Annotated in this window: 9 protein-coding genes; 8 read left to right on the top strand and 1 reads right to left on the bottom strand. The window is 67.2% G+C overall.

Features of this window, described 5'->3' with window-relative positions; translation table 11 throughout:
* A partial coding sequence (locus tag LI94_RS16610; RefSeq protein ID WP_052739963.1) for an adenylate/guanylate cyclase domain-containing protein occupies positions 1–1,428 on the bottom strand: 1,428 nt, incomplete at its 3' end.
* Positions 1,429–1,594: 166 nt separating this feature from the next.
* Here LI94_RS16610 and LI94_RS16605 point away from each other — a divergent pair.
* The 8 genes from LI94_RS16605 to LI94_RS16570 all read left to right on the top strand — a co-directional run bounded on the left by LI94_RS16605 (position 1,595) and on the right by LI94_RS16570 (position 14,270).
* The gene (locus LI94_RS16605; RefSeq protein WP_046301869.1) at positions 1,595–2,812 is read left to right on the top strand and encodes an alkane 1-monooxygenase; all 1,218 of its coding nucleotides are present in this window, start codon (positions 1,595–1,597) and stop codon (positions 2,810–2,812) included.
* Positions 2,813–2,886: 74 nt separating this feature from the next.
* Entirely contained in the window at positions 2,887–3,531 is a 645-nt protein-coding gene (locus tag LI94_RS16600) for a TetR/AcrR family transcriptional regulator (RefSeq protein ID WP_046301870.1), read from the top strand.
* A gap of 76 nt (positions 3,532–3,607) precedes the next feature.
* Positions 3,608–5,065 (top strand): adenosylhomocysteinase, encoded by a 1,458-nt coding sequence (gene ahcY / locus LI94_RS16595; protein ID WP_036457496.1) that lies wholly within the window; start codon positions 3,608–3,610, stop codon positions 5,063–5,065.
* A gap of 93 nt (positions 5,066–5,158) precedes the next feature.
* Positions 5,159–5,788 carry a dTMP kinase gene (locus LI94_RS16590; protein ID WP_046301868.1) on the top strand — a complete coding sequence of 210 codons (630 nt, stop codon included), beginning with the start codon at positions 5,159–5,161 and terminating at the stop codon, positions 5,786–5,788.
* 52 nt (positions 5,789–5,840) lie between these two features.
* Positions 5,841–6,527 carry a two-component system response regulator MtrA gene (mtrA, locus tag LI94_RS16585; RefSeq protein WP_019737852.1) on the top strand — a complete coding sequence of 229 codons (687 nt, stop codon included), beginning with the start codon at positions 5,841–5,843 and terminating at the stop codon, positions 6,525–6,527.
* Positions 6,528–6,605: 78 nt separating this feature from the next.
* Positions 6,606–8,255: an MtrAB system histidine kinase MtrB gene (mtrB, locus tag LI94_RS16580; protein WP_046301867.1), complete on the top strand. Its 1,650-nt coding sequence runs from the start codon at positions 6,606–6,608 to the stop codon at positions 8,253–8,255.
* 26 nt (positions 8,256–8,281) lie between these two features.
* Positions 8,282–10,018 (top strand): MtrAB system accessory lipoprotein LpqB, encoded by a 1,737-nt coding sequence (gene lpqB, locus LI94_RS16575; RefSeq protein ID WP_125078046.1) that lies wholly within the window; start codon positions 8,282–8,284, stop codon positions 10,016–10,018.
* 586 nt (positions 10,019–10,604) lie between these two features.
* Positions 10,605–14,270, top strand: coding sequence for a hypothetical protein (locus tag LI94_RS16570; RefSeq protein ID WP_046301865.1), 3,666 nt, complete (start codon positions 10,605–10,607; stop codon positions 14,268–14,270).
* Positions 14,271–14,354: the final 84 nt, after the last annotated feature.

Genomic DNA, 14,354 nt, shown 5'->3' with positions numbered 1-14,354 from the left:
ATGTGTATAAGAGACAGGTTCCAGCGCGGTCGCCGAACACAACACCCGGGCCGTGACGGCCTTGGCGCGGTCGGCCAGCCGCGCGGCCTCGTTGACGGCGTCGCCGACCACCGTGTACTCGTAGCGGTTTTCGCTGCCGATGTTGCCGGCGAACACCGGGCCAGCCGAGACCCCGATCCCGAAGTCCACCAATGGCAGCCGGCGAAGTCGGGCGATCAGGCTGCGAGCGGTGGCCAACGCCGCCGCAGCAGCGTCCTGGGAAGGGACGGGAGCGCCGAACACCGCCAGCGCCGCATCGCCTTGAAATTTGTTGATCGAACCGCGCTGCGCGTCGACCGCGTCCACCACGATGCGGAAGAAGTCGTTGAGAACCCCGGCGACCTCGTCGGGCGGATGGGTGGCCGCCAGTTCGGTGGAGCCCACCAGATCGATGAACAGGATCGCCGCCTCTTGAACCGAGCCGGCGAGCGCGAGGTCCTGTTCGACGGCCAGTCGGGCGACATCGGAGCCGACGTGGCGGCCGAACAGGTCCTGGAGCCGGTCGCGTTCGGCCAGACCGGCCACCATGCGATTGAACCCGGTTTGCAGCCGCCCGATCTCGGACTGTTCGTAGACCCCGACGGATGTGGTCATCTCGCCGCGCTCGATCCGGGCCATCGCGTTGACGACTTCGCCGACCGGGTCGGAGATCGACCGGGAAACCAGGATCATGGCGCGCACCCCGAGCAGCACCGCCACCACGCACAGCACCAGGACCGGGATCTCCACCGACGAGTCCGGGTCGATGATCCAGCCCATCTGCCGGCAGACGATGAGCGCGATGATGGCAGCCGACGGCATCGCGCAGGTGATGAACCACATGGTCACCAGCCGGGCCAAGACGCCGGGGGCGGTGGCACGGACGTCGGACCCCTGCCAGGCCGCGGCCACGATCGGCCGGAAGGTGCGTTGGGTGAACAGCATGCTGGTGCTCAGCGACGCGGTGCCCCCGAACACGATGATGGTGCTGAGCAACACGATCAGTCCCATGTTGTGGGATTGGATCGCGGCCATGCCGATCGCCCCGCCGACCAGCCAGGTTCCGAGCACGATCACCGACTGCCGGCGCAGGATGTTGACGGCCGCGCGGCGTTGCCCCGGGTCGGGTGGCGCTCCGGTGGTGTACCAGCGCACGGACGGCGCGATGCTGGCGCTGCCCGCGGCGACGACGGACAGCGTGCCCAGCGTGACCAGTACCGCCACCAGCACCAGGTTTCGCGCCGACAGCAGGGTGGAGTCGGTCAGGGGCGTTTCGCCGTTGAGTGACACCACCACCGCGATCGCCTCGGCACTGGTCAACAGGTGGGCGAAGGCCAGTCCGGTCGCGTAGTCGCGGACCCGGACGGCGGTACGCGGCCGCGCGCCTGCGCCCGAACCTGCAGTCGTCATCGCGGTCGTGCCCATCCCTGAGTGCGTTGTGCACCCAAGTTATACGGATTCCGCGGCCACGGCGCGGCATGCTATTTGTACAAATCGGTATCAAATGTCTAGACGGATGACTTATGTCCATGTAATGTCCAGTCGGACAGTGGCCGAACTCACAAGGAGAGCGTGGATGGGCACCCAGACCGCAGCGGTGTGGCGGGACAAAAAGCGATACCTGTGGTTGATGGGCCTGATCGCCCCCACGGTGATGTTCACGATGCTGCCGTTGGTCTGGGCGATGAACCGGGTCGGCTGGCACCTGGCCGCGCAGTTGCCGTTCTGGATCGGGCCCATCCTGGTTTACGTTCTGCTGCCGGCGCTGGACCTGCGGTTCGGCGCCGACGGGCAGAACCCGCCCGACGAAGTGATGGAGCAGTTGGAGAATGACCGGTACTACCGCTACTGCACCTACGCCTACATTCCGTGCCAGTACGCCAGCCTTGTCCTGGGCGCCTACCTGTTCACCGCCACCGATCTGAACTGGCTGGGAGTCGAGGGGGCTCTCAGCTGGTTCGCTAAGATCGGGCTGGCGCTGTCGGTTGGCACCCTGGGCGGGGTCGGCATCAACACCGCGCATGAGCTCGGGCACAAGAAGGACCGGCTCGAACGCTGGCTTTCCAAGATCACCTTGGCCCAAGTCTGTTACGGGCACTTCTACATCGAGCACAACCGCGGCCACCACGTCCGGGTTGCCACCCCCGAGGACCCGGCGTCGGGCCGGTTCGGCGAGACCTTCTGGGAGTTCCTGCCGCGCACCGTCTTCGGCGGTCTTCGCTCGGCCTGGCAGCTGGAGGCCGCCCGGTTACGCCGGTTGGGCACGGGACCGTGGCGGTTGTCCAACGACGTGCTCAATGCCTGGCTGATGTCGGTGGTGCTCTGGGGAGTGTTGATCGCGGTGTTCGGCCCGGCGCTTATCCCGTTCGTCGTCATTCAGGCCGTCTACGGCTTCTCGCTGCTGGAGTCGGTGAACTACATCGAGCACTACGGTCTGCTGCGGCAGACCCGCGCGAACGGCCGCTACGAGCGGTGCACTCCCGAGCACAGTTGGAACTCCGACCATCTGGTGACCAACCTGTTCCTCTACCACCTGCAGCGGCACAGCGACCACCACGCCAATCCCACCCGGCGCTACCAGACGCTGCGCAGCATGGCCGGGGCGCCGAACCTGCCCAGCGGCTACGCGTCGCTGATCGGGCTCACCTACTTCCCCCCGCTGTGGCGCAGGCTGATGGACCACCGGGTGCTGGCGCATTACGGCGGCGACATCACCCGGGTCAACATCTCGCCGCGCCGGCGGGCGAAGATCCTGGCCCGGTATGGGGCGGCCGAAGCGGCGGCGGCGGCATGAGCGCCTACGAACTGTTCGCTGCCCACCGGGCGGCTTCGCATGCGGCATCCGCCGCGCCGGAGCAGAACGCAGAGATGAGGAGTGGCGGTGTGGCACACGCTAACGTCGCGTTGGTGAAGCGCATCCCCTACGCCGAGGCATCCCGGGCGCTGCTACGTGACTCGGTGCTCGATGCGATGCGCGAACTGCTGACCCGCCGGGACTGGTCATCGATCACGCTGGCCGCGGTGGCCGCGGCGGCGGGCGTCAGCCGGCAGACCATCTACAACGAGTTCGGTTCGCGCCAGGGATTGGCGCAGGGCTATGCGATCAGGCTGGCCGACCGCCTGGTCGACGCCGTGGAACGAGCGATGTCCGACAACGTCGGCGATATCCACGCCGCGCTGTTGGAGGGGTTCCGGTCCTTCTTCTCCGAGTCGGCCGCCGACCCGCTGGTGATCTCATTGCTGACCGGGGCCGCCAAGCCGGATCTGCTGCAGATCATCACCATCGACAGCGGCCCCATCATCACCCGCTGCTCGGCGCGGCTGACCACGTCGTTCATGCACAGCTGGGTCAAGGTCAGCGAGGACGACGCCGGAATCCTGGCTCGGGCCGTCGTGCGGCTGGCCATCAGCTATGTCTCGATGCCCCCGGAAGCCGATCACGATGTGGCCGCCGACCTGGCCCGACTATTCACACCCGCGGTCGAGACCTACGGTGTGACCGAGACCGATTGACCCGGCCGAGCAGACTTCGGCCTGCGCCGGTAGCTTGTAGCGGAGCCAATTCACCGAACCTAACGGGGGCGTACTGATGAGTTTGACCGCGGACAGCCGCAACGGCATCGACTACAAGGTCGCTGACCTGTCGCTGGCCGAGTTCGGCCGCAAGGAGATCCGGCTGGCCGAGCACGAGATGCCGGGCCTGATGGCATTGCGTCACGAGTACCACGGGGTCAACCCGCTCAAGGGTGCCCGCATCACCGGTTCGCTGCACATGACGATCCAGACCGCGGTGCTCATCGAGACCCTGGTCGACCTCGGTGCCGAAGTTCGCTGGGCGTCCTGCAACATCTTCTCCACCCAGGACCACGCTGCCGCCGCGGTCGTCGTCGGGCCGCACGGCACCGTCGAGGAGCCCAAGGGCACCCCGGTCTTCGCCTGGAAGGGCGAGACCCTCGAGGAGTACTGGTGGTGCGCTGAGCAGGCCCTGACCTGGGACGGCGAGCCGGCCAACATGATCCTCGACGACGGCGGCGACGCCACCATGATGGTGCTGCGCGGCGCCCAGTACGAGAAGGCCGGCGTGGTTCCGCCTGCCGAGGACGGCGACTCGCACGAGTGGAAGGTCTTCCTGGCCACGCTGCGCGACCGCTTCGAGACCGACAAGACCAAATGGACCAAGATCGCCGAGTCGGTCAAGGGTGTCACCGAGGAGACCACCACCGGTGTGCTGCGGCTCTACCAGCTGGCCGCCGCTGGTGAGCTGGTGTTCCCGGCGATCAACGTCAACGACTCGGTCACCAAGTCCAAGTTCGACAACAAGTACGGCTGCCGGCACTCCCTGATCGACGGCATCAACCGTGGCACCGACGCCCTGATCGGCGGCAAGAAGGCGCTGGTCTGCGGCTACGGCGACGTCGGCAAGGGCAGCGCGGAGTCCCTCAAGGGCCAGGGCGCACGGGTGACCGTCACCGAGATCGACCCGATCAACGCGCTGCAGGCGCTGATGGAGGGCTACGACGTCCAGACCGTCGAGCAGGCCATCGGCGACGCCGACATCGTGATCACCACGACCGGCAACAAGGACATCATCACCCTGGAGCACATGAAGGCGATGAAGAACCAGGCCATCCTGGGCAACATCGGCCACTTCGACAACGAGATCGACATGGCCGCCCTGGAGACCTCCGGCGCGGTGCGCGACAACGTCAAGCCGCAGGTCGACGTCTGGACCTTCCCCGACACCGGCAAGTCGATCATCGTGCTGTCCGAGGGCCGGCTGCTCAACCTGGGCAACGCCACCGGCCACCCGTCGTTCGTGATGAGCAACAGCTTCTCCAACCAGGTGATCGCTCAGATCGAGCTGTGGACCAAGGGCGATGAGTACGACAACGAGGTCTACCGGCTGCCCAAGCACCTGGACGAGAAGGTGGCCCGCATCCACGTCGAGGCTCTGGGCGGCACGCTGACCAAGCTGACCAAGGACCAGGCCGAGTACATCGGCGTCGATGTGGAAGGCCCGTACAAGCCGGACCACTACCGGTACTGATTTTCTCCGCGAACCGACGCAAGAGCCCCCATTCCGGCCTGGAATTGGGGGCTTTTGCGTCTGCTCGGCAGGGGGCTGACTAGGCTTCCCGCCGTGCTGATCGCGATCGAAGGCGTTGACGGCGCCGGCAAGAACACGCTGGCCCAAGGGTTGCGCACCGCCTTCGAGGGCGCCGGCCAGTCGGTGGCCACGTTGGCGTTCCCGCGCTACGGCGTCTCGGTGACCGCCGATGTGGCCGCCGAGGCATTGCACGGGCAGCACGGCGATCTAGCCGACTCGGTGTATGCGATGGCGATGTTGTTCGCGCTGGACCGCGCCGGCGCCAAAGGCGAGATCGACGCGCTGTGCCGGGGAAACGACGTGGTGATCTTGGACCGGTACGTCGCCTCCAGCGCGGCCTACAGCGCCGCCCGGCTGCATCAGGGCGCCGACGGCGAGATGGTGGACTGGGTGCGCCGGCTGGAATTCGAGCGGCTCGCGCTGCCCGCGCCGGACTGGCAGGTACTGCTCGACGTGCCCACCGAACTCGCCGCGCAGCGGGCCCGGCACCGTGAGGAGCACGACGCCGCACGCACCCGCGACAGCTACGAGCGCGACGACGGTCTGCAGCGCCGCACCGGCGCGGTGTATCGCGGGTTGGCCCAAGCCGGGTTCGCTGGACGCTGGCAGATAGTCGGCCCGACGGTCGATGCGGCCGCTCTGGCGGCCGAGATGCGCGGGTAACTCCGCGAAACGCGCGTGTGATAGCCACGTTTTATCTCGATCTGGTGACACCATGTACGCCATGAGGCAAAGGATTCTTGTCGTCGACGACGACGCGTCGCTGGCCGAGATGCTCACCATCGTGTTGCGTGGGGAGGGTTTCGACACCGCGGTCGTCGGTGACGGCACCCAGGCGCTCACCGCGGTGCACGAGCTGCGGCCCGACCTGGTGCTGCTGGACCTGATGCTGCCCGGCATGAACGGCATCGACGTCTGTCGGGTGCTGCGCAAGGACTCCGGTGTCCCGATCGTGATGCTCACCGCCAAGACCGACACCGTCGACGTGGTGCTCGGGCTGGAGTCGGGCGCCGACGACTACATCATGAAGCCGTTCAAGCCCAAGGAGCTGGTGGCCCGGGTGCGGGCCCGGCTGCGCCGCAACGACGACGAGCCGGCTGAGATGCTCTCGATCGCCGATATCGACATCGACGTGCCGGCGCACAAGGTGAGCCGGGCCGGTGAGCAGATCTCGCTGACCCCGCTGGAGTTCGACCTGCTGGTGGCGCTGGCACGCAAACCGCGGCAGGTGTTTACTCGTGAGGTGCTTCTCGAACAGGTCTGGGGATATCGCCACCCGGCGGACACCCGGCTGGTGAACGTGCACGTCCAGCGCCTGCGGGCCAAGGTGGAGCAAGACCCGGAGAACCCGACTGTGGTGCTGACCGTCCGAGGAGTGGGTTACAAGGCCGGACCCCCGTGATCCCCACCGGGGAGCGGCGCACGTGATCTTCGCGTCTTCGACGATGCCGAGCGCCAGCGAGGCTGAGGAGAAGCGCCAATGATCTTCAGCTCCAGACGGCGCCCCCGGCGATCGGGTCCACTGCTGCTCGGTGTGAACACACTGCGCCGCGCGGTGCAGGTCGCCTGGCGTCGTTCGCTGCAACTGCGGGTTGTGGTGCTGACGCTGGGCATGTCGGCTGTGGTCATCCTGGGTCTCGGTTTCGTGTTGACCAGCCAGATCACCGACCGGGTGCTGGACGTCAAGGTTCGGGCGGCCACCGAGCAGATCGTGCGGGCGCGGGTCACTGCCGGTGGCATCGTCGGCGGTGAGGAGGCCCGCTCGCTGACGTCGAGTCTGCAGCTGGCTCGCAACACACTGATGTCCAAGACCGACCCGGCTGCCGGCAGCGGCACGGCAGGCGCGTTCGACGCGGTCCTGGTGGTCCCCGGCGAAGGGCCGCGCGCGGCGACCGCCGCCGGGCCGGTGGATCAGGTTCCGGCAGCGCTGCGGGAATTCGTCAAGGCCGGTCAGGTCAGCTACCAGTACGCGACCGTGCACGTCGAAGGCTTTTCCGGGCCGGCGCTGGTGATCGGGACGCCGACGACGTCGCGCATCACCAACCTGGAGCTCTACCTCATCTATCCGCTGGGCACCGAACGCAACACGATCAGCATGGTGCGCGGGACGATCGCCACCGGTGGCCTGGTGCTGCTAGTGCTGCTGGCGGGTATCGCCTTGCTGGTGTCGCGGCAGGTGGTGCTGCCGGTGCGGTCGGCTTCGCGGATCGCCGAACGGTTCGCCGAAGGCCATCTGTCCGAACGGATGCCGGTGCGCGGTGAAGACGACATGGCCCGCCTGGCGGTGTCCTTCAATGACATGGCCGAGACCCTGTCGCGCGAGATCACCCAGCTCGAGGAGTTCGGCAACCTGCAGCGCCGGTTCACCTCCGACGTCAGCCACGAACTGCGTACCCCGCTGACCACCGTGCGGATGGCCGCCGACCTGATCCACGACCACAGCGAAGACCTCGAGCCCTCGCTGCGGCGCTCGACCGAACTGCTGGTCAGTGAGCTGGACCGGTTCGAGTCTCTGCTCAACGATCTGCTGGAGATCTCCCGTCACGACGCCGGTGTGGCCGAGTTGTCCGTGGAGTCGGTGGACCTGCGCTCCACCGTCAACAGCGCCCTGGAGAACGTGGGGCACCTGGCGGCCGACGCCGGTGTCCAGCTCAAGGTGGACATGCCCGGCAATCAGGTGATCGCCGAGGTCGATCCGCGCCGGGTGGAACGCATCCTGCGCAACCTGATCGCCAACGCCATCGACCACGCCGAGCACAAGCCGGTGGTGATTCGAATGGCCGCCGACGAAGACACGGTGGCGGTCACGGTGCGCGACCACGGCGTGGGGCTGCGCCCGGGCGAGGAGAAGCTGGTGTTCAGCCGGTTCTGGCGTGCCGACCCATCCCGGGTGCGGCGCTCCGGCGGAACCGGGCTGGGCCTGGCGATCAGTGTGGAGGACGCCCGGCTGCACCAGGGCCGGCTGGAGGCCTGGGGCGAGCCGGGCAAGGGGGCCTGCTTCCGGCTCACCCTGCCGTTGGTGCGCGGACACAAGGTCACCACCAGCCCGCTGCCGATGAAGCCGGTGAGCGCCGCCGAGCGTCGGGAACGTCGTCAGCGGGCCCGCGAGCACGCCGAGAGGATCGGATGATGCCGCGCAACAGGATCGCGACGCGGATGCTGGTCGTGGCAGCGTTGGTGGGCGCGCTGGCCGGGTGCGCCGGGGTGCCCAGCACGTCGGCGCCGCAGGCGATCGGCACGGTGGAGTCGCCGCCGCCGTCGGTGCTGCCCAAGCCCACCCCGGGGATGGATCCCGATGTGCTGCTGCGGGAATTCCTCAAGGCGACCGCCGATCCGGCTAACCGGCACCGCGCGGCGCGGCAGTTCCTCACCCAGGAGGCCTCTGACTCCTGGGACGACGCCGGTAGCGCGTTGCTGATCGACAACGTGGTTTTCGTCGAGACGCGCAGCGCCGGCCGGGTCGCGGTCACAATGCGCGCCGACATGCTGGGGTCGCTCTCGGACATGGGGGTGTTCGAGACCGCCGAGGGCGCCCTGCCGGCCCCGGAGCCGATCGAACTGCTCAAGACCTCCGACGGTTGGCGCATCGATCGGCTGCCCAACGGGGTGTTCCTGGACTGGCAGCAGTTCCAGGCGACCTACAAGCGCAACACGCTCTACTTCGTCGACCCGACCGGCAAGACAGTGGTGCCCGATCCCCGCTACGTGGCGGTGTCCGATCCCGACCAGTTGGCGACCGAACTGGTGTCCAAGCTGATTGCCGGCCCCCGCCCCGAGATGGCCGGGGTGCGCAATCTGCTGTCGCCTCCCGTGCGACTGCGCGGGCCGGTGACCCGCGCCGACGGCGGCAAGAGCGGGGTCGGCCGCGGCTACGGCGGCGCGAAGATCGACCTGGACAGTTTGGCGGCCACCGACCCCAACACCAGGAAACTGCTTGCCGCGCAACTCATTTGGACGCTGGCCCGCGCTGATATCAAAGGCCCCTACGTGATCGACGCCGACGGCGCGGCGCTCGACGACAGGTTCCCCGACGGGTGGACCACCTCGGATGTGGCCACCACCGACCCGGGCGCCTCCGATGGCGCCGGCGCGGGCATACACGCGCTGGTGGGTGGATCGCTGCTGGTACTGGACGGCCAGCAGGCCAACCGGGTGCCCGGGGCGTTCGGCCGGGAGCCCGATCAGGAATCGTGCGCGCTGTCGCGCAATGGCCGTCAGGTGGCCTCGGTGGTGGTGCACCCCGGTGACCCGGAGGCCACCCTGTGGATCGGTGACCTCGGCGGCGAGGCGGTGCAGGCGGCTGAGGGGCACACCCTGTCGCGGCCCAGCTGGTCGCTGGACGAGGCCGTGTGGGTGGTGGTCGACGGCAACAATGTGCTGCGGGCCATCCAAGAAGTCGCAACGGGCCGCCCGGCCCGGATCCCGGTGGATTCCGGGGCGGTCTCCGCGCGGTTCCCCGGACCGATCAGCGAGCTGCAACTGTCCCGTGACGGCACCCGGGCTGCCATGGTGATCGGTGGACAGGTGATCCTGGCCGGTATCGAGCAGATGCCCGGCGGCCAGTTCGTGCTGCACTACCCGCGCCGGCTGGGCTTCGGGCTGGGCTCCTCGGCGGTGTCGTTGAGCTGGCGCACCGGCGACGACATCGTGGTGAGCCGGTCCGATCCCAAACATCCGGTGTCCTACGTCAATATCGACGGGGTCAACTCCGATGCACCCAATGGCAATCTGCAGCTGCCGGTGTCGACGATCGTCGCCGACCCGTCCACGGTCTATGTGGCCGATCCGCGGGGTGTGCTCGCGCTGTCGTCCGCGGCGGCCGAGGACGAGCAGAGCTGGTCGCCGCTGGGGCCGTTCATGGTGAGCGGAGCGTTGCCGGTACTGCCGGGCTGAGCGTTGCCCCGCTGCGATCCCGACCAATCCTTTGTATGTGAAAAAGATGTGAAGACATCCGGGAACCATCCGGGTGGTGGCGCGCTGGAATTACCCGAATTGAGTGGGCTGTCCCGTGGTGTGGCCCAAGGCAGGTTGCCTCACATGCGATGCCAATGTCTACAACAGGGACCGGAACATTGCGAATTCTTGCCGGCGGTCGTGGGGCAGGAATTCATATAAAGGCTATTCAAAAACAATGTCTTGTAGAAATTGGACGCTCGTGACACGGTGGCGTCTCGGTGTCCATGTACTGGACAATTGCACGCTCCGCCGGTTGTCGTCGCGAAGTCTTCGAGGCCCGGGATGTTCAGAAAAGCGCGGGAATCCACGGAATTGACAATCCGCTCGTCCGGTCATAAGCGATACCCGCGATGTAAAGCGATTTTACATCGCTACCCCATGAATATAACAGAACTATAACGTAATAATAACGATAAAATCACGAAGCCGAATGCGAGGTTAACCTAAGAATCGCCTGTGCCATACGCTGCCGACAATCGTGTCGCCCGGTCATCCGGGGCCGACCCAACGTCAGGAGCGGCTCATGCAAAGACTTCTTCGTCCGTACTTCACCAGCGGCGTCGTCCTCGTCGGTGCCAGCCTCATCGCCGTCGCGCCCGTCGAGCCGATACCGAGTGCCATGCCGGCACGCGCGGTCGCACTGGCCGGCAGCCCCACCGACATCGCCGGCGCCTACCAGGACCTCTATGCCAACACCCTCGCCAACCTGCAGGCCATGGACCAACTCTGGCTCGCGCAGCCGTTCCCCGTGCTGCAACAGATCGTCGCCAACTGGACCGGCTACTTCGAGCTGATCAGCGCCGACCCGGCGTCGATAGGCACCGTCCTAGGAGACATCTCCAACAACGTGCAGCAGGTGGGTGCCCTGCTCGCGAACCTGTTGCCGGCCATCGGCGCCCAGGTCTTCCCCCTCCCGGCGCCGATCTCGGTCGACCTCTCGGCGCCGCTGGCCGCCCTGCTCGCCGCGGTGGGTCCGCTGGTCACCACCGCCAACGAGTTCGGCGAGATCATCGAAGCGATCCAATCAGCCGCGGATCCCGCCGCCGTGCTCACCGCACTAATGACGGCCCCCGCCCAGCTCCTGAACGCCTACCTTAACGGCGCCGACAACCTCGATCTGCTGGGGGTGAGCATCCCCGCCTTCAACGGACTGCTGGTTCCCGGACAGATCCTCGACACCGCGGTGCCCCTCGGCGAACTGCTGGCAGAACTGGACGGACTGCTCGGCGGACTGGGCGATCTGCTCAACGGGCTGGACGGCGAGGGTACCGACCTCGGCGGAGTGCTTGACCATGTGCTGACCACCCCGCTGCCCGGACTGCTGGGGGATCTGGGCTTGGGCACCCTCACGCTGGGCGGGCTGCTCGACGGCGTCGGAATGGGCGGTCTGGGGCTGGACCGGCTGCTGGCAACCATCGGGTTGGGTGAGGTCACATTGCCAAGTCTGCTGGGGAATCTGGGCTTGGGTGACCTGACGCTGGGCGGCCTGCTGGGCGGTGTCGGTTTGGGCGGCGTGACGCTGGGTGACCTGCTGGTGGATGTGGGACTGGGCGGGATGACGATGTCGGGTCTGCTCGGCGGCATTGGGATGGCCGACACCACACTCGCTGACCTGTTGAACGATGTCGGTGTCGGTGAGCTGCCACTCTCGGAGTTACTGGCCGACGTGGGGTTGGGCAGCTCCACGCTGCCCGACCTGATGGAAACGCTGGGGCTGGGTGACCTGACGCTGGTCGGTCTGCTGGCCGGGGTGGGGTTGGGCGACGTCACGCTGCCCGCCCTGCTCGGGGGTGCGGGTTTGAGTGATCTGACGCTGCCCGGTCTGTTGGACGGCGTGGGGTTGGGCGACACGACGTTGGTCGGGCTGCTCGACGGGGTGGGCCTGGGCGACCTCAACATCGGAGCACTGCTGGGTGTCATCGGGCTGGGTGGAACTACCCTGCCCGACCTGATCGAGGACCTGGGAATGAGCGGCACGACGCTGACCGGTCTGTTGGACGGGGTGGGGCTGGGTGACATGACGCTGCCCGCCCTGCTCGGTGGTGCGGGGCTGGGGCATATGACGCTGCTCGGGCTGTTGGACGGCGTGGGACTGGGCGACACGACGTTGGTCGGGCTGCTCGACGGGGTGGGCCTGGGCTCGCTGAATGTCGGCGCGATGTTGGGTGCTGTCGGGCTGGGCGGCACCGCCCTGCCCGACCTGATCGACGACCTGGGAATGAGCGACCTGACCCTGGGCGGCCTGCTGGCGGGACTGGGCACCGCGGACGTGACGCTGGGCGGCCTGATGGAGACGTTGGATCTGACCGACCTGAGCGTGGGCGGCCTGGTCGGCGCCGTCGGCTTGGACGACCTGAATCTCGGTGGACTGCTCACCGGCATCGGCTTGGACGGCACGACGCTGCCCGGCCTGATCGGTGACCTGGGACTGGCCGACCTGACCCTGGGCGGGCTGGTCGGCGGCGTCGGGGCCGGCGGCACGACGCTGCCCGAACTGCTGGACCACATGGACATGGGCGACATCACGCTGTCCGGGATGGTCGGCGCCCTGCTGGGCACCACCACCTTGCCCGGCGTACTGGCCAGCATCGGTCTGGGCGACCAGAGTCTGGGGGGCTTGCTGGGCGGCCTCGGGCTGGGCGGGATGAGCCTGCACACGCTGTTCTACAACCTGAACATGAACGGCCTGGTGCTCAAGGACGTGCTGAACAACCTCGGGCTGGGCGACATCAGCATCGGCACCATGATCAACGCCATGGGGTTGGGCACCATGGGCCTGCACAGCCTGGTCAACAACCTCGGTATGGGTCAGCTGACCCTGGTGGAGCTGTTGAACACGGTCGGCGTCGGGCAGCAGGGCCTGGGCGGGCTGCTGCACGACTTCAACGTGACCCTGGGCATCGGCTCGCTGTTCTCTGCTCTGGGGCTGGACTTCGGGCTGGTCAACGGGCTTCTGGACGCAGTCAACCTCAACGATGCCATCGATTCGACCGGCATCACCGTCGGAGGGCTGCTGAGTTTCTTCGGCCTGAACGTGACCCTGAACCAGCTGTTGGGCAACATCGCCGCGCAGGGCGCCGGGGTGAGCCTCAATGGCGTGTTGCACGGGTTGGGGCTCTACAACCAGACGTTGCCCCTGATCCTGTTGAACCTCGGTCTGGGCAATTTCACCCTGGGCTGGACCGGATGGAACGGCCTGCTGCAGGTCTTGGGTCTGGAGCACACGAGCATCAACGGGCTGCTGAACGCGGTGGGGCTCGGCGACGACAACCTGGTCGGCCTGCTCAACAGCCTGGGCCTGGGCGTGAGCCTGCCGCAGCTGCTCGACAACCTGGGAATCGGCGGCCTGAGCCTCAACGACGTCGTGAGCGGCCTGAGCCTGGGCACCATGGACCTCAACGGCCTGCTGGGCGCGTTCGGCATCGATGACCTGAATCTGGCCACCCTGTTGCAGAACCTGGTCGGCAACCTGACCCTTCCGGGCCTGGTCAACAACCTGGGTATCAACGACGTGACGTTGGGCGCGCTGCTGGGCGACCTGGCCACCGGCGACCTCACCCTCGGCACGCTGCTGGGCAACCTGAACCTGAGCGGTCTGACGCTGGGCGGACTGCTGGACAGCCTGAATCTCAGCGGCCTCGGGCTGGGAAACATGCTGGGCGGGCTTAACCTGGGCGGCCTCACCCTGCCCGGCCTGTTGGAGGGGCTGGGCCTGGACGATCTCACGCTGGGCGCGCTGCTGACCGATCTGGGCACCGGGAACTTCACGTTGTCGGGGCTGCTGACCAATCTGGGGCTGGCTGGGGTGACGCTGCCGGGGCTGGTCACGGACCTGGGCTTGGGTGATGTGACGCTGTCGGGCCTGTTGGGCGGTCTGGGCATCGGTGGGATGTTCCTGCCCGGCCTGCTGACCGACCTGGGCTTGGGTGATGTGACGCTGTCGGGCCTGCTGGGCAACCTGGGTGTCAGCGATCTGACGCTGGGTGAGTTGCTCAGCGATCTGGGGACCGGCAACTTCACGCTGGCGGGTCTGCTCACCGATCTGGGCCTGGGTGAGGTGACGTTGCCGGGGTTGGTGACGGATCTCGGCTTGGGTGATCTGACGCTGACGGGCCTGTTGGGCGGTCTGGGGATCGGGGGGACGTTCGTGCCCGGCCTGCTGGACAACCTGGGCCTGGGTGAGATGTGAGCCGTCCCGGTAAGTCCGGGGACTGATTTCCTTGAATCACCCCGCCTTCGGTGGGGTGTGCCTGTGATCGTAGTGAAGCGCTTC

The organism is Mycobacterium sp. UM_Kg27 (genome assembly GCF_000972905.1).
GTDB lineage: Bacteria > Actinomycetota > Actinomycetes > Mycobacteriales > Mycobacteriaceae > Mycobacterium.
Note: the sequence above shows the minus strand (reverse complement) of the source record. Positions and strands in the feature narration are given on the sequence as shown.